Source organism: Bradyrhizobium sp. LB8.2 (assembly GCF_040548035.1).
Classification (GTDB): Bacteria; Pseudomonadota; Alphaproteobacteria; order Rhizobiales; family Xanthobacteraceae; genus Bradyrhizobium.
In genome coordinates, this window is sequence record NZ_JBEPQV010000017.1 from 84,305 (window position 1) to 102,778 (window position 18,474).

Genomic DNA, 18,474 nt, shown 5'->3' on the forward strand with positions numbered 1-18,474 from the left:
AACTCGTTGCGATCGAGCGGGATACGTTATGTCCGGGCAGGTCATTTTCGAGGGCAAGCTGTTCGCGGTTTATCCGAGCCGCAAATATCTCTCCGCGAAGGTGCGGACTTCGTCGTGGCCGACGAGCGGATCAAGTAGCCGCTCACAGCGACCTGATTACAGCGACCGACTACAACGATCTGGCGATCAATAGCTTCATGATCTCGTTGGTGCCGCCATAGATCTTCTGGATGCGGGAATCGATGAAGATGCGCGAGATCGGGTATTCCTGCATGTAGCCGTAGCCGCCGAACAGCTGCAGGCATTCGTCGGCAGTCTCGACCTGCTTCTCCGAACACCAGTATTTCGCCATCGACGCCGTGACAGTGTCGAGATCCTTTGCGACCAGGCGCTCGATGCACCAGTCGACAAAGACGCGCGCTATCATCGCTTCGGTCTTGCGCTCGGCGAGCTTGAAGGCGGTGTTCTGGAACTCCATCAGCGGCTTGCCGAACGCTTTCCGCTCCTTGGTGTAATCGACGGTGAGTTTTATCGCACGCTCCATCGCGGCGACTGCGCCGACCGCGAGTGCGAGGCGTTCCTGCGGCAATTGCTGCATCAACTGGACAAAGCCCTGGCCTTCTTCGCCGCCGAGCAGGTTTTCCGGCGGCACGGTGACGTTGTCGAAGAACAGCTCGGACGTGTCGGAGGCATGCAGGCCGATCTTGTCGAGGTTGCGCCCGCGCTTGTAACCATCCGCGCCCGCGGTCTCGACCACGATCAGCGAGATGCCCTTGGCGCCGACATCGCCGGTGCGCGCGACCACGACGACGAGATCGGCGGCCTGGCCGTTGGTAATAAAAGTCTTTTGGCCGTTGATGACGTAGGAATTGCCCTGCTTCCTGGCGGTGGTCTTCACGGCTTGCAAATCCGAGCCGGTGCCGGGCTCGGTCATGGCGATGGCGCCGATCATCTCGCCGGAAGCCATCTTCGGCAGCCAGCGCTTCTTCTGCTCCTCGGATCCGTAATTGAGGATGTAGTGCGCGACGATGGCGCTATGCACGGAGACGCCGGTCGTCAGCTCCGGCACCGTGCTTTCGAGGTCGTCGAGCACGGCGGCATCATAGGCGAAGGTGGCACCCAGGCCGCCATATTCCTCCGGCACGCTCGCCAGCAGCGCGCCCATCTCGCCGAGCCCGCGCCAGGCAAAGCGGTCGACCATCTTCTGCTCGCGCCATTTTTCGGCATGCGGGGCCAGGTCCTTGGCCAGATATTTCCGGAACTGGTCGCGGAAGATTTCGAGCTCTTCGGTCATCCAGGAGGAGCGGTAGGACATGGTCACCTCGGTCAATGCGGCTTTCCGGCTTGGTAGGCCGGGCGGCCGTGGCAATTATTGTGTTTTCAGGCTGCGCCGGTGACGCTACCAAGGCGGCCGGATTAGCGTCTGTCGGGATGTCTGATTGTGGCTGTCAAAACTCAAGAGCTCAAGCTCGACATCGAGCGCATCGGCACGGTCTCGGCGATCCTGACGCAGCCGGACAATGCGCGCGCCTGTTACGTGCTGGCCCATGGTGCGGGCGCGGATATGCGGCATTCCTTCATGGAGAAAGTCGCCGCCGGCCTTGCCGACCGCGGCATTGCGACGTTCCGCTTCAATTTTCCTTACATGGAGAAGAAACAGGGGCGTCCCGACCAGCCGGCGGTCGCGCACGCCACCGTCCGCGCGGCGGTCGAGCAGGCGGCGGGGCTGTGCCCCGGCGTGACGCTCGTCGCGGGTGGAAAATCGTTCGGCGGGCGCATGACGTCGCAGGCGCAATCGAAGGCTCCATTGCCTGATGTCAAAGGGCTCGCCTTCCTCGGCTTCCCCCTGCACCCCGACGGCAAGCCGTCAACCGAGCGTGCCGACCATCTCGCCGGCATCGCAATTCCCATGCTGTTCCTGCAAGGCACGCGCGACAAGCTTGCCGATCCTGGCCATCTCAAGCCCGTCATCAAGGCGCTCAGCCCAAACGCGACGCTGCATGAGGTCGAAGGCGGCGATCACTCCTTCGCGATGCTGAAAAAGTCCGGCCGCAGCAACGATGAGGCGCTTGCAGAGGTGCTTGATACACTCGCGGCCTGGATCGACGAGCTCGCCTGAAGCTCACGCCGAATAAAGTCCCTTGTCGCGCGCCTTCTGGATCGCGAGCGCAGCGATCAGGTCAAGCGTCGGCGTCGACAGGCCGGCGGTGCGTGCGAAGGCGGCGGGCGCTTTCACCAGGACGTCGATCTCCATGGCGCGGCCGAGCTCGTAATCCTGCAGCAGCGACGGCTTGTGATTGGGTGCGGGGCCGCTGCGGCTCACGCGCTTGACCTCGGGAATGAAGTGTTGCGCGATATCGTTGGCCTCGTTCAGCATCCGCGGAATGACCTCGGCGAACGCAGGATCGTCGCGCACGCCGCGCGCAGTCTGACCGGTGAGGAGGCACAGCACCGACAGCGACATATTGGTCAGCAGCTTTGACCAGATCGCCTCGCGAATATCGGCGACCGCCGGCGATTCCAGCCGTGCGTCGCTGAAGACGCCGCGGAGCGTCGTGATGCGCTCGCAATTGCGGTCGTCGCATTCGCCGATCAGCAGGCGGTTGCGGTCCGGGGTGAGGTTGTGCACCACGCCGGGCGCGGTCACCTCGTTGGAGGAGAAGACGACGCCGCCGACGATCCGCTCTTTCGGAATGCAGGCGCGCAAGCGCCCGCCGGGGTCAAGAAAGGAAATGTCGGGCGGTGTCGGATGCCGCGGCGGAAGGCCGATCCCGTACCACCAGGGAATGCCGTTCTGCGCAAAAACGATCGCGGTGTCGTCCTGAAGCAGCGGCTTGATGCTGGCGACCAGCCCCTGGAGCGCGGTTGCCTTGAGCGTCGAGATCACGACGTCCTGGGGGCCGAGCTGGGCCGGATCGCCAGAGGCGTTCACCTTGGCGGAGACCTCGGAATCGCCGACGCGCAGCTTGAGGCCATTGGCGCGGACCGCCTCCAGATGGGCGCCGCGCATCACGCACGAGACCTCATGGCCAGCGCGCGCCAGCCTGACCGCGATATGGCTGCCGACGGCGCCCGCGCCGAAAATGCAGATGCGCATGGTGTGATGTCCCGTCCCTGGTCCCTTGAATGCCGCCCGGCGGCAGCATGACACAAGCCGCCATGCGATGGACGCGGCTGCCCTACGCCGGAAAGATATGGATCGGAACGAGCGGCGTCGGTCATAGTGCAGGGCAAACAAACGACCGGAGGGATCGCCAATGACTGACAGCCCCGTCCTGTGGACCCTGGATACGCGTGGGGTTGCGACCGTCACGTTGAACCGGCCCGAGGTGAACAATGCCTATGACGGCGCATTGATCGCAGGTGTGCTTGCGGCCATGGACGATCTCGGCAGCAAGCCCAACCTTCGCGTCGTGGTGCTCCGGGGCAATGGCAAGCATTTCCAGGCCGGCGCCGATCTCAAATGGATCAACGGCGTGCGGCCGCAATCGACTGATGCGAACAAGGCGGCGTCGCGTGCGACTTTCGAGGCTGTGCAGCGGCTCAACACGCTGCCGATCCCGACGGTCGCGCTGGTGCAGGGCGGCTGCTTTGGCGGCGGTACTGGCGTGATCGCAGCTTGCGACGTCGTGATCGCGGCGGACAACGCCTTGTTCTCGATCACCGAGGTGCGCTGGGGCCTGACCGCGGCCATCATCATCCCACAGCTCTGCGATGCCATTGGTGTACGGCAAGTCCGCCGCTACGCATTGACAGGCGAACGCTTCGGCGCCGAGGACGCCCGCCGCATCGGCCTCGTCCACGAGGTGGTGCCGCTCGCCGATCTCGACGCCGCCGGCGCAAGGGTGGTCGAGCAGTTGCTTGCCAATGGACCTGAAGCGATGGCCGAGACCAAGCGGCTGGCGCTCGAGAGCTCGTTCGGCGGCATGGCGGTGGACGACGCGGCCTACACGCGGCTCGTGCACCTGCATTCGCTGAAGCGACAGAGCGCGGAAGCCGCGGAGGGACTGGCCTCGTTCGCGGAGAAGCGGGCGGGGAATTGGGGCGGCGGAACGAGGTGAGCTCAGCAGCCACGGCAGATGCTGTGGATGTGGGATGTAGGCCTGATGAGCGAAGCGACATCCGGGAATGCCAAAAGGGACCCGCATATCGCTCATACGCGCTACGGCCTCGCGCACTTGGCGCAACTTCTCATAACGACGTCGCGAGGGACGTTTTTAGCAGTGTGAGCAGCGCCTGCACCGCGGCCGCATTGCGCCGCCGCTCGGGGATTGCGGCCTTCACCCACAATTCCGGGATCGGAAAGTCGCGCAGCACCGGTTTGAGCGTGCCGTCGCGTAACGCGTCCGCGACGAGATAATGCGACATCAACGCGATGCCGTTGCCCGCGATCGCGCTGCGCGCCAGCACATGGCCCTCGTTGGAGGAGAGCAGCGGGCTGACCTGGATGCTGATGCGGCCGCGCGGGCCGTCAAAAATCCACTCCGGCCCCGTCGGCAGAAAGCTGAGGCAGCGATGCTCGACGAGATCGCGCGGATGCTTTGGCGTTCCGTGTTTCTTCAGATAGGCAGGTGAAGCACAGAGCAGCCGCTTCAGTGCACACAAGGGCTCGTCCACTACGCCGCCGAAGGAGTGCGGGAAGGCGCCGATGGCGATATCGAAGCCTTCCGTCACCGGATCGACGGGACGGTCGATCAGGACGATTTCGAGTTTCAGCTTCGGGTTTTGGGTCTGGAACGCGCTGAACACATCGGCAAGCCGGGCGATGGTCAGCGATGTCGGTGCCTTGATACGCAAATGATCGATAAGATCATGGCCCTTCTCGCCCATGCGCGACAGGAGATCGCCGACATCGGCGACCACGCTGCGCGCCCGGTGGACATATTCTTGGCCGGCCGCGGTCAGGCGCAATTGACGCGTCGAGCGATGAAACAGCGGCGTGCCGATCCGCGTCTCCAATTGGGTGACCCGCTTCGCGACCACCGAAGTCGCGACATTGAGCTTTCTTGCCGCGGCGGAAAATCCGGCCGCGTCCGCGGTGGCGAGGAACGCCTGAAGGTTTACCAGGATGTCCATCTCCGGCCTTTCGCGATTCGAGAAGGGTGATCGCTTATTTTGGTAGATTGTAGCCCGGCCCGCGTTAATTCATAGTCCGGCCCAAGCAAGAGATTTTGGGAGCAGGATGCGCCATGCAGGTCATGACGATCGAAGAACCGGCACGCCAGGTGCCGCTCTACGGCGAATATGAAGTGGTCGTGCTCGGCGGCGGTCCGGCCGGCATCGTCGCGGCGGCATCAGCGGCGCGCGTGGGGCGGAAGACGCTCTTGATCGAGCGCTACGGCTTCCTTGGCGGCATGGGCACCGCCGCAGGCGTCACCAACTTTTGTGGTTTGCACGGCAATGTCTACGGCCAGGCCCACAGGCTGGTGCAGGGCATGGCGTCCGAGCTGCTGGCGCGGATCGATCATTTGAACGGCCTCAACGCGCCGCATCTCATTCTCGGCAAGGTCTTCGCCCAGGCCTATGACACCGCCGCCTACAAGATCGCGGCCGACCAACTGCTCGCCAGCCACAAGGTGCACATCCTCTTCCACGCGCTTGGCGCCGGCGTGGTGATGGGCGATAACAGCCGCATCGACGCGCTGATGGTCGAGACCAAGGCGGGCCGGCAGGCGGTGCGATCAGAGATTTTCATTGATTGCTCGGGGGACGGCGATCTCGCGGTCTGGGCCGGCGCGCCGTTCGAATTCGGCGACGAGCACGGCCATCCGATGTACCCCTCGATGATGCTCCGTCTCAACGGCATCGATCCAGAGAAGGCGGGCGAGGCATGGCGGACCATCCCGCAATTGATGGAGAAGGCCACCGCCGCCGGCACGCACACATTCCCGCGCAAAAGCGCGATCGTGCGGCCGCAAAAATCCGGCATCGAATGGCGGGTGAACTTTACGCAAGTGGCGCGGGAGGACGGCCACGCCATCAACGGCATCGAGCCTGATGACCTTACCCGCGGCGAGATCGAAGGCCGCAAGCAGGCGCTCGCCGCCTTCGAATTCCTGCGCACCGTGCCGGGCTTTGAAAAATCCTATATCGTCGATTTGCCGCCGCAGCTCGGCATCCGCGAGACCCGCCGCATCACCGGCGGCTACCAGCTCAGCGGCGAGGACGTGCTCGGCTGCGCCTCGTTCGAGGATTCCATCGGCGTCAACGGCTGGCCGATCGAGGCCCATGTTCCCGGCGACGTCGTCTTCACCTTCCCGCCAATCCCGGAATCGCGCGGCTATAACGAGTTACCTTACCGCATGCTGGTGCCCGAAGGTGTCGACAATCTGCTGGTCGCCGGCCGCTGCGCCTCGATGACCCATGAGGGCCAGTCCGCGGCCCGCGTCTCCGGTGCCTGTTTCGTGATGGGGGAGGCAGCCGGTTCCGCCGCGGCGCTGGCGCTGTCCGGAAACCGGATCCCGCGTGACATCCCGGTTGAAAAGCTGCAGGAAACGTTGAAACAACAGGGCGCCTTCATCGGCCGGGACCAGCCCGTGCCCGAAGGGCTCTGACGGGCTGCAAAAACGACCAAGAGAACCACCAAAAGAACCACTGGAGGAAACGGGATGATTGGGATTGTGCGGCTCGCGCTAGCTAGCCTGGTGGCGATCACAGCGATGGGCACGGTCCGGGCCGAGGACGCGCTTAAGGCCAGAATCGGCGTGCTCCGCCTGTCGTCCTCCGCGCCCGTCTTCATCGCGCAGGACAAGGGCTATTTCCGCGAAGCCGGCCTCGACGTCGAGCTGAAATTCTTCGATGCGGCGCAGCCGATCGCGGTGGCCACCACCTCCGGCGACATCGATTTCGGCGTCACCGCCTTCACGGCTGGTCTCTACAATCTCGCCGGCAAGGGCGTGGTGAAGGTGATCGGCGGCATGAGCCGCGAGAAGGCCGGCTATCCCCTCATCGGCTATTTCGCCAGCAACAACGCCTATGCCGCCGGGCTGAAGACGCCGAAGGATCTCGCGGGCAAGCGCGTGGCGATGACGCAGGTCGGCTCGAGCTTTCACTATTCGCTCGGCCTGCTCGCTGACAAATATGGTTTCAAGCTCGCGGAGGTGAAGATCGTGCCGCTGCAATCGCTCTCGAATGCCGCGGCCGCGCTGAAGGGCGAGACTGTGGATGCAGCACTGCTGCCGATCTCCACCGCGCGAAAGCTGATGGACGAAGGCGGCGCGAAGTTTCTCGGCTGGGTCGGCGACGAGACACCCTGGCAATTGGGCGCGGTGTTCGCTTCGCCGAAGACGCTGACCAACAAGGTGCTGGTGACGAAGCTGCTCGGCGCTTTGGCAAAGGCCGATCGCGAATATCACGACGTCATTCTTGCCGCGATGAAGGACGGCGTCGCGCCGATCAACGAGCAGACAAAGCCGCTGCTGGAGATCATCGCAAAGTACACCAATTTGCCGGTGGAGCAGGTGGTCGGCAATTGCGCCTTTATCGATCCCGACGGCAAGCTCGACGTCAAGAACGTCGACAACCAGATCAAATGGCTCCAGGAGCAGGGCTTTGCCGACAAGGGCTTTGATGCGAATTCGATCATCGCCAAGGACTTTGTGAAGGCGGATTGATTGATGCGCGCGCTGTTCCAAACCCGTCATCCTGAGGTGCTCGCGAAGCGAGCCTCGAAGGATGCACGGCCCGGATGCAGCCGGGCCGTCGCCCTTCGAGGCCTACGCTTCGCTCCGGCACCTCAGGGTGGTGAAGGAACGAGGACGGGGAGTTTCCCATGGACCTGATCGCCAACCACATCACCCATCGCTTCGCCGATCTCGCCGTGCTCGACGACGTCTCGTTCACCGTCAGCGCCGGAGAGGTGGTGGCGATCGTGGGGCCCTCGGGCTGCGGCAAGAGCACGCTACTGTCGATCCTCGGTGGGCTGTTGCTGCCGACCTCCGGCGCGCCCGAGCTGCGCGGCGCGCCGCCGGCGGACAGTCTCAATCCGCTCACCTTCGTATTCCAGGATTTCGCGCTGCTCCCCTGGGCCAATGTGGAGGAGAACGTCGAATTTCCGCTGCTGCACACCCAGGTCTCGGCCGCACAGCGCCGCGCGCTGGTCGACGATGCCTTGCGCCGCACCGGCCTGACCGATTTTCGCAAGGCCTATCCAAAACAGCTTTCAGGCGGCATGCGCCAGCGCGTCGGCATCTCGCGTGCGCTTGCGGTCAGGCCTGCCATTCTCCTGATGGACGAGCCGTTGTCGGCGCTGGATTCGCAGACCCGTGAACTGCTGATGGAGGATTTCGTCCGGCTGCTCGCCGATGGCGGCATGGGCGCGGTCTATGTCACCCATAATCTCGAAGAGGCGGCGCGGCTTGCCGACCGCATCGTGGTGCTGTCGCGGCGTCCCGGCCGCATTCGCGAGGTCGTGAGCGTGCCGATGACGCGCGCCGAACGCGGCGAAATTGCAGCCCGTGAAAAGCTGCTCGCGCTTCAGAACCAGATCTGGTCGCTGATCCGCAACGAGGCGATCGATGCCGAGCGCGAGGTCCAGCATGCTTGATCGCGCTCCGGCGGGAACATCTGCGAAGGATGAACTGGTCCGACGCGTCCGCTTTCGCGGCGCCGGCTTCGTGCCGGCGAGCAGCCGTTTCGGCGGCTGGATCGCGCTCGCGCTGGTCATTGCGATCTGGCAGGCTGCCGGCAGCACCGGTCTCGTCAATCCGCTGTTCCTGCCGGCGCCGTCGGCGATCGCGCGGGCGATCTACCAGCTCGCGATCTCGGGCGCGCTGTGGCAGCATCTGTCCGCCTCGCTGCTGCGCATCGGTGTCGGCTGGCTGCTCGGCACGGCGGCCGGTGTCGCCGTCGGCTTTGCCATCGGTCTGTCGCGGCTGGCGCGCAGCGTCGGCATTACTTTCATCTCGGCGCTGTTTCCGATCCCGAAGATCGCGCTGTTGCCGCTGTTGATTCTCTGGCTCGGCATCGGCGAAGAGCCGAAGATCGCGACCATTGCGCTCGGCGTGTTCTTCTCGACTGCAATCTCGGTCTATAGCGGCGTCGATGCAGTGCCGCGCAACCTCATCCGCATGGCGCAGAGCTTCAACGTGCCGTTCGCGACCATCGTGCGCAAGGTGGTGTGGCCCGGTGCACTGCCCGCGATCCTCGCCGGCTTCCGCATCACGTCGTCGGTGGCGCTGCTGCTCGTCGTCAGCGCCGAGATGATCGGCGCACAGTACGGCATCGGCGCGTTCGTGTTGCAGGCCGGCAATCTGATGCAGACGGATCAGCTCTTGGCGGGTGTGGTGATCCTGTCGGTGTTTGGGTTGATGGTGGGCAGGGTGATCAACTGGCTGGAGACGCGGCTGCTGCACTGGCGGTAGCTGCAATGGCCGCAGCCCTACGAGGACCTCACGCGTTCCCGCGATCCTCGCGAAACAAGTCCAGCTTCTGCTGCACGGGTCGATCCGAGAAGCTGAACAGCACCGCATCCATGTCAGCTTCGTGCGTGACCCACTGCCAGCTCGGCACCACGAACAAATCGCGCGGGCCCCATTCGAAGATCGCATCGCCGATGCGCGTGCGGCCATGGCCTTCGATCGGACAGAACACCGTCGCGTCGGTCGAGCGATAGCGCGCGGACTTGAAACCCTTCGGCAGCAGCTGGATGAACGTGCCGATGGTCGGCATCGCGAAATCGCCGGTTTCGGGGTTGCTGAACTTCAGCTTCAGCCCGTGACATGCGTCCCACTCCTGGCTCGTGCGAGCCTTTTCCAGTGCCTCCCGCGTGTAGGCGTAGGGGTAACTGAAGATCGGCGAGGTCTTCGAGCTCCGTTTCACGTCGACCGGCAGCAGATTGTGGCCGTAGCGCGCAAAGCTGTCGCCGGCGGGCCGCGTGATCTTCTGCTGATCCTCCTTGGAGCCTTCCGCGAAAGAGCAATCGAAGAACTGCACCAGGGGAATATCGAGGCCGTCGAGCCAGAACATCGGCTCGTCCGTCTCGTTGGAATGATCGTGCCAGGTCATCGACGGCGTGATGATGAAGTCGCCGGGCTCCATCGCAGTGCGCTCGCCGTCGACCGCAGTGTGGGCGCCCTTGCCTTCGAGCACGAAGCGCAGCGCCGACTGGCTGTGCCGGTGCGCGGGCGCGACGTCGCCGGGCACCACCATCTGCACGCCGGCATAGAGCGACGTCGTGATTTTCGATTGCCCGCGCAGGCCGGGGTTCTCCAGCACCAGCACACGCCGCTCGGCCTCTTTTGCGGTGATCAGCTTGCCGGCTTCGGTCATGTAGTCGCGGATGATGTCGAACTTCCACAGATGCGGCCGGCAGGGGCTCTTCGGCTCCGGCGTGATCAAATCGCTCATCACCGTCCACAACGCGGTGAGATTCTCGCCGTCGATCTTTTTGTAGAACGCCTCGCGTTCCGGCGTCTTGGTCACGGCTTCCATGGTGCGGCTCCCGTTCGTTTTGTTGATTGACAGTATACTTACGGTCTAGGTAGCGTCAACTTGACGAAAAGGAACGAGAGGGAGGTCTCGATGAAGCTGCACGGATATTTTCGCTCCAGCGCCGCCTACCGGGTGCGGATCGCGCTGAACCTCAAGGGTCTCGGTGCCGAGCACCTGCCGCATCACCTTCGCAAAGGCGAGCAATGTGCGCCGGCCTATCTCGCGATCAATCCGCAGGGCCTGGTGCCCGCGTTGGAGAATGATGCGGGTGCAGTGCTGACCCAATCGGTCGCCATCATCGAATGGCTCGACGAAACCCATCCTCATCCGCCGCTGCTGCCGAAGGATATTTTGCAGCGCGCCAAGGTAAGGGCATTCGCGCTGGCCATCGCCTGCGACACTCATCCGGTGCAGAATTTGAAGGTGCTGGCGCGGCTGCGCGAGCTTGGGCTGCCGGAGGAGAAGGTTCAGGACTGGGCGGCGTGGATCAACCGCGAGGGGCTCTCGGCCTGCGAAACGCTGATCAGGGCCGAGCCGGGGCCGTTCTGCTTCGGCGATGTGCCGACGCTCGCCGATCTCTGCCTCGTGCCGCAGCTTGCCAACGCCCGCCGCTTCGGTGTCGATGTCACAGCCTATCCGCGTTTGCTCGAGGCGGAAGCCGCCGCAAAGGCGCTGCCGGCGTTCGCGAACGCCGCGCCTGAGAAGCAGCCCGATGCCGAGTAAGCCGCCTCCGATCACGATAGACGCAGTCTATGCCGCGCCGGGCTATCTGTTCCGGCGCATGCAGCAGATCGCGGTCTCGATCTTTATGGAGGAGTGCAAGGCGTTCGACCTCACGCCGGTGCAATATGCGGCGCTGATCGCGATCCACACCCACCCCGGTATCGACGCGACGCGGCTGTCTGCGGTGATCGCCTTCGACCGCTCGACGCTCGGCAGCGTGATCGAGCGGCTTCAGGCCAAGGATTTTGTCGAGCGCAGGCCGGCGCTGGAAGACAAGCGGATCAAGCTGCTCTATTTGACCAAATCAGGCGCGGCGATCCTGCGCGAGATCTTCCCCGCCGTGGAGCGTGCGCAGGCGCGCATGCTCGAGCCGCTCAAGCCGGCCGACCGCAAGGCGCTGATGGGGCTCCTGGTGCAGCTCGTCGATCTCAACAACGAGGCGTCGCGGGTGCCGCTACGGGCGGAGGATGCGCTGGAGCATCTGGGGAAGGCGGGGTGAGGAGAGTGGTTGGGCGATACTCGTGCATCACTCACTGCCTTCGCCGGGATGACAATGAGGGAGCGGCTGCGCCGTCCCCTCACATCCGCAACAACGCCTGCCGATCGATCTTCCCCGTGCCCGTCTTCGGCAGCTCGTCGATGAAGATCACCTCGCGCGGATATTTGTAAGGCAGCAGCTTACCCTTCACATAATCCTGGAGCCGCCGTGTCGTCTCGCGCTGATCGGCGGCGCGGCTGTTCATCACCACGACCGCCTTCAGCGTCATGCGCCGGTCCGGCAGCTCGGCCGCGAACACAGCGCATTCGCGGATGTCGGGGTGATCGGCGAGGCACAGCTCGACCTCGAGCGGATAGACCCACTGGCCGGAGATCTTGATGAGATCATCGGCGCGGCCGCGGAAGAAGTGGAAGCCATCGGCATCGCGGACGAAGCGGTCGCCGGTGTAGATCCAGCCGCCCTGCCGAATCGTCTCGGCTGATTTGTCCGGCCGGTTCCAGTACAGCGGCGTGTTGGAATCGCCGCGCACCCACAAAATGCCTTCCTCGTCGTCGGCGACGTCGCGGCCGTCCTTGTCGCGCAGCGCGACCTCGTAGCCGGGCACGCGCAGGCCCGCGGCGCCGAGTTTCTTCCGCTCGGGGCGGTTGGAGAGATAGATGTGCAGCACCTCGGTCGAGCCGAGGCCTTCGAGGATATCGAGACCGGTGAGCGTCTTCCAGCCGTTGAAGACTTCGGCCGAGAGCACCTCGGCGGCTGAGAGCGCCATGCGCAGCGACGAGAAGTCGGACTTGTCGGCACCGTCGGCCTTGGTCAGCGAGGTATAGAGCGTCGGCAGGCCGAAGAAGACCGTCGGCCTGTACTGCTCGATCGCCGAAAAGATCGCCGCAGGCTTCGGCTGGCCCGGCAGCAGCAGCGTCGTCGCGCCTGCCGTGAACGGGAAGGTGATCGCGTTGCCAAAGCCATAGGCGAAGAAGATTTTTGGCACCGAGAAGCAGATGTCATCCGGCATCAGCTTCAAGACGTTCTGCGCAAAGGCGGCATCGCTATAGGCCATGTCGTGCTGGAGATGCACGATGCCCTTGGGCCGGCCGGTGGATCCGGATGAGTACATCCACAACGCCATCTCGTTGCGATGCGTGTCGGCTTCCGCGAGTTCGGCCGGAAATTGCGCGAGCCAGCCGGCGGCAGAAACGGCGTTCGGCGCGGCGTGATCGCCTACCGCGCCATTGACGACGACCAGGGTGTGCAGGGCCGTGTCCTTGCAGGCCTCGGCGTTGAAACGTGCACCGAACTCGGCATCCGCCACCGCGACAGCCGCGCCGGAATCGGCGAGATAGAATTGCAGCAGATCCGGCGGCGTCAGCGTGTTGATCAGCAGCGGAACGAAGCCGGCGCGCACTGCTCCGAAGAATGCGGCGGGATAGGCCGGAGTGTCATCGAGGAACAGCAGCACGCGATCGCCGCGCTTGAGGCCCAGCGAGGCAAAGCCGTTGCCCCAGCGGCAAGCCTCCGTGCAGAGCTCGGCATAAGTGCGCGTACCCGCGGGACCGATGAGTGCGACCTTGTCGCCGCATCCTCTCGCGAGATTGTCGAACAGCACGCGGCTGGCATTGTAGACTTGCGGAATGGCGAAGCCGATCTCGCGGGCGCCCGCGCCGTCCGCGGGCACCTGGTCGCGAATCTCGTTACTCATGCCTCATCCCCACCGTTCCTGGCGGCTTCGTAGCGCGCCATGAAGCCCGGCGACATCGCGCGCAGGCGGGAGTCGTCGATGCGGCCCGAACGGGTGATGTAGCTGTAGGCAAAGTCCATCAGGCCCTGCTGCATGTGCTGGGCAAAGTGCTCATACCAGAACGAGCTCGTCCGCGCGGCGTTGACGAGCTTCTGCACCACCGGCTTTCGCGCGGCCTGGTAGCGATGCAGGGCGGTGGACAGATGCGCGTCCGATTCCAGCGCCTTGACCAGCGCAATGGCGTCCTCGATCGCGAGCCGCGTGCCCGAGCCGATTGAGAAATGCGCCGAGTGCAGCGCGTCGCCGAGCAGCACCATGTTCTTGAACGACCAGTGTTCGTTCCAGACCCAGGGGAAATTGCGCCACACCGATTTGTTGGAGACCAGCGAGCGGCCGCCCAGGGTGTCTGCAAACACCTCCTCGCAGACGCCCTTGGACTGCTCGACGTCCCTGTAGGCGAAGCCGTAGGCCTGCCAGGTCGCGTGGTCGCATTCGACCAGGAAGGTGCTCATGGTCGGCGAGTAGCGGTAGTGGTGGGCGTTGAAGGCGCCGCGGTCGGTCTTGACGAAAGTCTGCGACAGCGTGTCGAAGCGCTTCGAGGTGCCGTACCAGACGAACTTGTTGGAGGAGTAGGACAGCGAGGTGCCGAAATCACCTTCGAAGGCACGCCGAACCAGCGAGTTCAGCCCGTCGGCGGCGACGATCAGATCGTGGCCGTTGAGCTGGTCGATCGCATGAATTGGTGTGTCGAAGCGCGGCGTGACGCCGGCATCGATCGCGCGCTGCTGGAGGAACTGCAGGAGTTCGAGCCGACCGATCGAGGAGAAGCCGACACCGTCGATGGCGACGCTGTCGCCATGCAAATTGAGCGTGATGTTCTCCCAGCTCTCCATGTGCGGCGCGATCGCGTCGACCGTCTCGGGGTCGTCGGCACGCAAAAATTCCAGCGCCTGGTCGGAGAACACGACGCCAAAGCCCCAGGTCGCGTCGGCCGGGTTCTGTTCGAACAGGTCGACCTGATCCTCGGGGTGACGCTTCTTCCAGAGATAGGCGAAGTAGAGCCCACCGGGCCCCCCGCCAATCACGGCGATCCGCAACGTCTGCCTCCCTGATTGACAGTATGCTTACTATCTAGGGGAACACTAATGTCCTCCGACGTCCTGCGCCAGCGGAATTATCGGCAAAATGCGAAGCCTATGCCCGGACACGCGCTTGGCGCGCGTCCGAAGCAGTACGTTGCGAAGCATAGCCAAACCGCGCCGGCTTGGCCATCCGCACCGTCAGACGCAGCGCTTTACGTAGACCCCGTTGACCAGCACCCTGGTGCAGCGGACCACCGGAACCGGCTTGCGGACCACGACGGCCGCATTCGGCCCGGCGCAGCCAGCGCGATAGACGCCGCGAGCGCACACCACTGCATTGGCATCGGTGGCTTCAAAGGTCATGGTCGCAGCGAAGGCGAGGAGCGCCGAGGCGGTGAGTAGGAATGAACGCATGTCTTCCTCCCGGTGTTGTCGTCATTGAAATCGGATATCGGCAATGGTCGCGAATGTCGTTGCAGGCGTGCGAGAACGGTGCACGCCGTCAGATGTTGATGGCACGCTTCTCTAGCGCGCCGCGAACGGCGCCAGCACATCCTTGCATCCGGGCGACAGCGACGCGGCGTTGCTGGCGATGCACTGTACGATGCGACCGCCGCCGGGCGCGACGCCGGCGCACAGCGTGCGGATGTCGGCGCCGCAGGCGGAGCGAACGATCAACAGCTCTTCGCGCGGCCGCAGCGGGCGCAGCACGATCACGGCTGGCGCGGCTGCCGGTGCTGCTGCCGCCGCAGGAGCTGCGCCGGCAGGCGCCGCCGTTGCCGCTGCGCCGCCACCGGCCGCAGCGGTCACGGCCTTCTCGCAGGCCGGCGAAACCTTTGCCTTGTTCTTCTCCAGGCATTCGAGCGCGGGCGCGCCGCCCGGCGGCACGCTGGCGCACACCTTGGGGTAATCGGCGCGGCATGCGCTCTTGACCGCCGCAACCTGAGCGCTGCTCGGCTGCTTGGCCGCAGCAGCCTTCGGCGCGGCTGCGGCGGCAGGCTTTTCAGCGGGGGCGGATTCAGCCTTCGTCGCGGAAGGCGCAGTTTCCGCCTTGGGCGCCGCTTCGGTCTTGGGCGCCGCAGCGGGCTCGACCGCGCGCACCGCAGTCTGGCATCCCGATGACAGGCCGGACATGTTCTTCTGGAGGCATTGATACGCCTCCACACCGCCGGGCGTGACGCTCGCGCAGTGCGCCATGAAGTCCGAGCGGCACGCGGACCGGATGGCGCTCTTCTGGGCGTCGGTCGGCGCCTGCGCAAATGCGCCTGTTGCAGTTGCGAAGAGCGCTACCGCCAACATCGCGCTACGCGTTGAGACATGTTTCAAAATGTTGAACATTTGGGTGAATTCCCGCCCTGCCGGTAACGCCGACGATTTTAAAATGTGATGCAAACGCAATCGCCGCGAGTGATGCCTCGCGACAGTATCCTTGACCGCTTTGGCCACTACCGCAAGTAGATATTACCTGCGCAAATTGCGACGTAACTACGTCGTCAGAGCTTGACCATGCGCTTGCCGCGGTTCTCGCCCGCAAGCAATCCGATCAGCGCCTTCGGCGTGTTCTCCAATCCGTCGATAATGTCTTCCTGCACCTTTAGCTTGCCGGATGCGACCCAGGCCTGGAGTTCGGCGAGCGCACGCTGGCTCTCCTTCATGTAGTCCATCACGATGAAGCCCTGCATGACGAGCCGCTTCACCACGATCAAGCCGGGCACGCCGCGCGGGCCGTGTGCGGAGGGCGCGCCGTCATATTGCGAGATCGCGCCGCAACAGGCGATGCGGCCGTAATTGTTCATCTGCGGCAGGCAGGCTTCGAGAATGTCGCCGCCGACATTGTCGAAATAGACGTCGATCCCCTTGGGCGCCGCCGCGCGCAACGCCTTGAACACCGCGCCGTCCTTGTAATCCACGGCGGCATCGAAGCCGAGTTCGGAGGTCAGCCAGTTGCACTTGTCGGCGCCGCCGGCGATGCCGACCACGCGGCATCCCCTGATCTTCGCGATCTGCCCGACGATCGAGCCCACCGAGCCTGCCGCCGCGGACACGACGACCGTCTCGCCTTGCTTCGGCTTGCCGATCTCCAGCAGGCCGAAATAGGCGGTGAGCCCGGCGATGCCGAACACGCTGAGCAGATGCGTCATAGGTTCGAGCTTCGGCATCTTGGTGAGGTGCTTCGCCGGCACGGCGGCAAACTCCTGCCAGCCGGTGTCGCCGAACACGATGTCGCCCGGCACGAGCCCGGGCGCCTTCGAGCTGACGACCTCGGCGATGCCGCCGCCGGCCATCACGCTGTTGGCCTCGACGGCGGATCGATAGGTCGCGCCGTGCATCCAGGCGCGGTTGGCGGCATCGAGCGAGATATAACGCACGCGCAGCAAAGCCTCGCCGTCCTTCGGCTCCGGCATTGCACCCTCGACCATCTTGAAATGTTCGGGACCGAGCTTGCCGCTGGGCTTTTCCACCAGAAGAATCTGGCGATTAACGCTGCCGCTCATGGTGTTTCCTCTTCGTTTGTTTGACGATTATTGATGCAGCCACCGCAAAGAAAACGTGCAGGCCGCATTCGTTGTGCGCTGCATGAAAGCTAGATCGCCGGCGCCAGTTCCGCAACGGGAAGATCCCGTCATTGCGAGCACACGCAAAGCGTGTTGCTTCGTTGTCGTATCTGCGACATCATGAAGCGGCCGGTGTCGTGGGGGTAACCAATGTCGAACAGGTTCACGCAATACATTCTGGCGGCGATGGCTCTGGGCATCGTCATGGGCTCGGCGATCTACAATTTCATGCCGGATACGCGCGGGGACTGGGCCTCCTCCATCAATCTGATCGCAGTGATCTTCCTGCGCCTGATCAAGATGATCATCGCGCCGCTGGTGTTCGCGACCCTGGTCGGCGGCATCGCCCATATGGGCTCCGGCTCCAAGCTCGGCCGCATCTTCGCCAAGACCATGGGCTGGTTCGTCAGCGCGTCCTTCGTCTCGCTGATGCTCGGCCTCGTGATGGTCAATCTGCTTCAGCCCGGCGCCAATTTCCCCGGCACGCTGCCGGACAAGGGACAGTCTACGGGCTTGCCGGTCTCGGCGTTCTCGATCGAGAAATTCCTGACCCATCTGATCCCGACCTCGATCGCGGACGCGATGGCGCAGAACGAGATTCTCCAGATCGTGATCTTCGCCGTGTTCTTCTCGGTGGCGATGGGCTCGATGCCCGAGCGCTCCAAGCCGATCCTGGCGCTGATCGACGATATCGGCCACATCATGCTCAAGGTGACGAGCTATGTGATGCTGTTCGCGCCGATCGCGGTGTGGGCCGCCATCACCGCGACCGTGGCCAAGAACGGCCTGCTGGTGCTCTGGAAGCTCATCGTCTTCATGGGCGGCTTCTATCTCTCGCTCATGATCCTGTGGGGCATCCTCGTGGTGGTCGGCTTCATCGTGATCGGGCCGCGCTACAGCCATCTGCTGAAGCTGATCCGCGAGCCGCTGATGATCGCGTTCTCCACCGCGAGCTCGGAAGCGGCGTACCCGAAGACGCTGGAGGGGCTGAACAAGTTCGGCGCCTCCTCGCGAATATCGAGCTTCGTGCTGCCGCTCGGCTATTCCTTCAATCTTGACGGCACGATGATGTACTGCACCTTCGCCAGTATCTTCATCGCGCAGACCTATCATATCGAGATGTCGCTCTCGACGCAGCTTGCGATGCTGGCGACGCTGATGATCACCTCCAAGGGCGTCGCCGGTGTGCCGCGCGCCTCTCTCGTGGTGATCGCCTCGACGCTGTCGCAGTTCGGCATTCCCGAGGCGGGTCTGCTGATGATCATGGGCATCGACACCTTCCTCGACATGGGCCGCAGCGCCACCAATGTGATCGGCAACACGCTCGCGACCTCGGTCGTGGCGAAGTGGGAAGGCGAACTCGGCCCCGAGCACGAGCTTGGAGCGGGCGACGCCGTGCCGGGGGACATGATCCCCGGCGAAGTGCCTGCTATGGCCGGCCATTGACGGGAG

At 64.1% G+C, this 18,474-nt stretch carries 18 protein-coding genes; 9 read left to right on the forward strand and 9 right to left on the reverse strand.

Annotated elements, in window-relative coordinates:
- Positions 1–169: 169 nt before the first annotated feature.
- A complete protein-coding gene (locus ABIB06_RS21145) occupies positions 170–1,315 on the reverse strand; it encodes an acyl-CoA dehydrogenase family protein (RefSeq protein WP_247348717.1) in 1,146 nt (381 codons plus the stop codon).
- A 126-nt stretch (positions 1,316–1,441) separates the two neighbouring features.
- Here ABIB06_RS21145 and ABIB06_RS21150 point away from each other — a divergent pair, with 126 nt between their 5' ends.
- Positions 1,442–2,119, forward strand: coding sequence for an alpha/beta hydrolase family protein (locus ABIB06_RS21150; protein WP_247348592.1), 678 nt, complete (start codon positions 1,442–1,444; stop codon positions 2,117–2,119).
- Between the two features lie 3 nt (positions 2,120–2,122).
- On the opposite strand, the gene ABIB06_RS21155 is transcribed toward ABIB06_RS21150, so the two are convergent.
- Positions 2,123–3,097 carry a ketopantoate reductase family protein gene (locus tag ABIB06_RS21155; protein WP_247348593.1) on the reverse strand — a complete coding sequence of 325 codons (975 nt, stop codon included), beginning with the start codon at positions 3,095–3,097 and terminating at the stop codon, positions 2,123–2,125.
- 160 nt (positions 3,098–3,257) lie between these two features.
- On the opposite strand from ABIB06_RS21155, the gene ABIB06_RS21160 reads away from it, so the two are divergent.
- Positions 3,258–4,061, forward strand: a complete 804-nt coding sequence (locus ABIB06_RS21160) for an enoyl-CoA hydratase-related protein (RefSeq protein WP_247348594.1) — start codon at positions 3,258–3,260, stop codon at positions 4,059–4,061.
- Positions 4,062–4,191: 130 nt separating this feature from the next.
- Here the strand turns inward: ABIB06_RS21160 and ABIB06_RS21165 are convergent, their stop codons facing one another.
- A complete protein-coding gene (locus ABIB06_RS21165) occupies positions 4,192–5,076 on the reverse strand; it encodes a LysR family transcriptional regulator (protein ID WP_247348595.1) in 885 nt (294 codons plus the stop codon).
- 113 nt (positions 5,077–5,189) lie between these two features.
- On the opposite strand from ABIB06_RS21165, the gene ABIB06_RS21170 reads away from it, so the two are divergent.
- The 4 genes from ABIB06_RS21170 to ABIB06_RS21185 all read left to right on the forward strand — a co-directional run bounded on the left by ABIB06_RS21170 (position 5,190) and on the right by ABIB06_RS21185 (position 9,362).
- Positions 5,190–6,554 carry an FAD-dependent oxidoreductase gene (locus ABIB06_RS21170; protein WP_247348596.1) on the forward strand — a complete coding sequence of 455 codons (1,365 nt, stop codon included), beginning with the start codon at positions 5,190–5,192 and terminating at the stop codon, positions 6,552–6,554.
- 54 nt (positions 6,555–6,608) lie between these two features.
- Positions 6,609–7,613 carry an ABC transporter substrate-binding protein gene (locus tag ABIB06_RS21175; protein ID WP_354050241.1) on the forward strand — a complete coding sequence of 335 codons (1,005 nt, stop codon included), beginning with the start codon at positions 6,609–6,611 and terminating at the stop codon, positions 7,611–7,613.
- A gap of 158 nt (positions 7,614–7,771) precedes the next feature.
- Positions 7,772–8,545 carry an ABC transporter ATP-binding protein gene (locus ABIB06_RS21180; protein WP_247348598.1) on the forward strand — a complete coding sequence of 258 codons (774 nt, stop codon included), beginning with the start codon at positions 7,772–7,774 and terminating at the stop codon, positions 8,543–8,545.
- A complete protein-coding gene (locus tag ABIB06_RS21185) occupies positions 8,538–9,362 on the forward strand; it encodes an ABC transporter permease (protein ID WP_247348599.1) in 825 nt (274 codons plus the stop codon). The genes ABIB06_RS21180 and ABIB06_RS21185 overlap by 8 nt, the downstream gene beginning before the upstream one ends.
- 28 nt (positions 9,363–9,390) lie before the next feature.
- On the opposite strand, the gene gtdA is transcribed toward ABIB06_RS21185, so the two are convergent.
- The gene (gene gtdA / locus ABIB06_RS21190; RefSeq protein ID WP_247348600.1) at positions 9,391–10,431 is read right to left on the reverse strand and encodes a gentisate 1,2-dioxygenase; all 1,041 of its coding nucleotides are present in this window, start codon (positions 10,429–10,431) and stop codon (positions 9,391–9,393) included.
- Positions 10,432–10,521: 90 nt separating this feature from the next.
- Between gtdA and maiA the strand changes: the two genes are divergently transcribed.
- Both maiA and ABIB06_RS21200 read left to right on the forward strand, forming a co-directional pair.
- Positions 10,522–11,154, forward strand: a complete 633-nt coding sequence (gene maiA, locus ABIB06_RS21195; protein WP_247348601.1) for a maleylacetoacetate isomerase — start codon at positions 10,522–10,524, stop codon at positions 11,152–11,154.
- Positions 11,144–11,653, forward strand: a complete 510-nt coding sequence (locus tag ABIB06_RS21200; RefSeq protein WP_247348603.1) for a MarR family winged helix-turn-helix transcriptional regulator — start codon at positions 11,144–11,146, stop codon at positions 11,651–11,653. Before maiA ends, ABIB06_RS21200 begins: the two co-directional genes overlap by 11 nt.
- Before the next feature lie 79 nt (positions 11,654–11,732).
- Here the strand turns inward: ABIB06_RS21200 and ABIB06_RS21205 are convergent, their stop codons facing one another.
- The 5 genes from ABIB06_RS21205 to ABIB06_RS21225 form a co-directional block, all read right to left on the reverse strand.
- Positions 11,733–13,346, reverse strand: a complete 1,614-nt coding sequence (locus ABIB06_RS21205) for a benzoate-CoA ligase family protein (protein ID WP_247348605.1) — start codon at positions 13,344–13,346, stop codon at positions 11,733–11,735.
- Positions 13,343–14,482, reverse strand: a complete 1,140-nt coding sequence (locus ABIB06_RS21210; protein WP_247348608.1) for an FAD-dependent monooxygenase — start codon at positions 14,480–14,482, stop codon at positions 13,343–13,345. Before ABIB06_RS21210 ends, ABIB06_RS21205 begins: the two co-directional genes overlap by 4 nt.
- A 183-nt stretch (positions 14,483–14,665) precedes the next feature.
- On the reverse strand, positions 14,666–14,881 hold the full coding sequence (locus tag ABIB06_RS21215; RefSeq protein ID WP_247348611.1) for a hypothetical protein: 216 nt from the start codon (positions 14,879–14,881) through the stop codon (positions 14,666–14,668).
- Between the two features lie 111 nt (positions 14,882–14,992).
- Entirely contained in the window at positions 14,993–15,805 is an 813-nt protein-coding gene (locus ABIB06_RS21220) for a cysteine rich repeat-containing protein (RefSeq protein ID WP_247348614.1), read from the reverse strand.
- Between the two features lie 155 nt (positions 15,806–15,960).
- Positions 15,961–16,962 carry an NADP-dependent oxidoreductase gene (locus ABIB06_RS21225; protein ID WP_247348618.1) on the reverse strand — a complete coding sequence of 334 codons (1,002 nt, stop codon included), beginning with the start codon at positions 16,960–16,962 and terminating at the stop codon, positions 15,961–15,963.
- 210 nt (positions 16,963–17,172) lie between these two features.
- Between ABIB06_RS21225 and ABIB06_RS21230 the strand changes: the two genes are divergently transcribed.
- Positions 17,173–18,468 carry a dicarboxylate/amino acid:cation symporter gene (locus ABIB06_RS21230; RefSeq protein WP_247348621.1) on the forward strand — a complete coding sequence of 432 codons (1,296 nt, stop codon included), beginning with the start codon at positions 17,173–17,175 and terminating at the stop codon, positions 18,466–18,468.
- Positions 18,469–18,474: the final 6 nt, after the last annotated feature.

Coding starts and splice junctions, on each gene's coding strand:
- ABIB06_RS21145 (WP_247348717.1), bottom strand. CDS start 1,315: ATGTCCTACCGCTCCTCCTGGATGACCGAAGAGCTCGAAATCTTCCGC.
- ABIB06_RS21155 (WP_247348593.1), bottom strand. CDS start 3,097: ATGCGCATCTGCATTTTCGGCGCGGGCGCCGTCGGCAGCCATATCGCG.
- ABIB06_RS21160 (WP_247348594.1), top strand. CDS start 3,258: ATGACTGACAGCCCCGTCCTGTGGACCCTGGATACGCGTGGGGTTGCG.
- ABIB06_RS21165 (WP_247348595.1), bottom strand. CDS start 5,076: ATGGACATCCTGGTAAACCTTCAGGCGTTCCTCGCCACCGCGGACGCG.
- ABIB06_RS21170 (WP_247348596.1), top strand. CDS start 5,190: ATGCAGGTCATGACGATCGAAGAACCGGCACGCCAGGTGCCGCTCTAC.
- ABIB06_RS21175 (WP_354050241.1), top strand. CDS start 6,609: ATGATTGGGATTGTGCGGCTCGCGCTAGCTAGCCTGGTGGCGATCACA.
- ABIB06_RS21180 (WP_247348598.1), top strand. CDS start 7,772: ATGGACCTGATCGCCAACCACATCACCCATCGCTTCGCCGATCTCGCC.
- ABIB06_RS21185 (WP_247348599.1), top strand. CDS start 8,538: ATGCTTGATCGCGCTCCGGCGGGAACATCTGCGAAGGATGAACTGGTC.
- gtdA (WP_247348600.1), bottom strand. CDS start 10,431: ATGGAAGCCGTGACCAAGACGCCGGAACGCGAGGCGTTCTACAAAAAG.
- maiA (WP_247348601.1), top strand. CDS start 10,522: ATGAAGCTGCACGGATATTTTCGCTCCAGCGCCGCCTACCGGGTGCGG.
- ABIB06_RS21200 (WP_247348603.1), top strand. CDS start 11,144: ATGCCGAGTAAGCCGCCTCCGATCACGATAGACGCAGTCTATGCCGCG.
- ABIB06_RS21205 (WP_247348605.1), bottom strand. CDS start 13,346: ATGAGTAACGAGATTCGCGACCAGGTGCCCGCGGACGGCGCGGGCGCC.
- ABIB06_RS21215 (WP_247348611.1), bottom strand. CDS start 14,881: ATGCGTTCATTCCTACTCACCGCCTCGGCGCTCCTCGCCTTCGCTGCG.
- ABIB06_RS21220 (WP_247348614.1), bottom strand. CDS start 15,805: ATGTTCAACATTTTGAAACATGTCTCAACGCGTAGCGCGATGTTGGCG.
- ABIB06_RS21225 (WP_247348618.1), bottom strand. CDS start 16,962: ATGAGCGGCAGCGTTAATCGCCAGATTCTTCTGGTGGAAAAGCCCAGC.
- ABIB06_RS21230 (WP_247348621.1), top strand. CDS start 17,173: ATGTCGAACAGGTTCACGCAATACATTCTGGCGGCGATGGCTCTGGGC.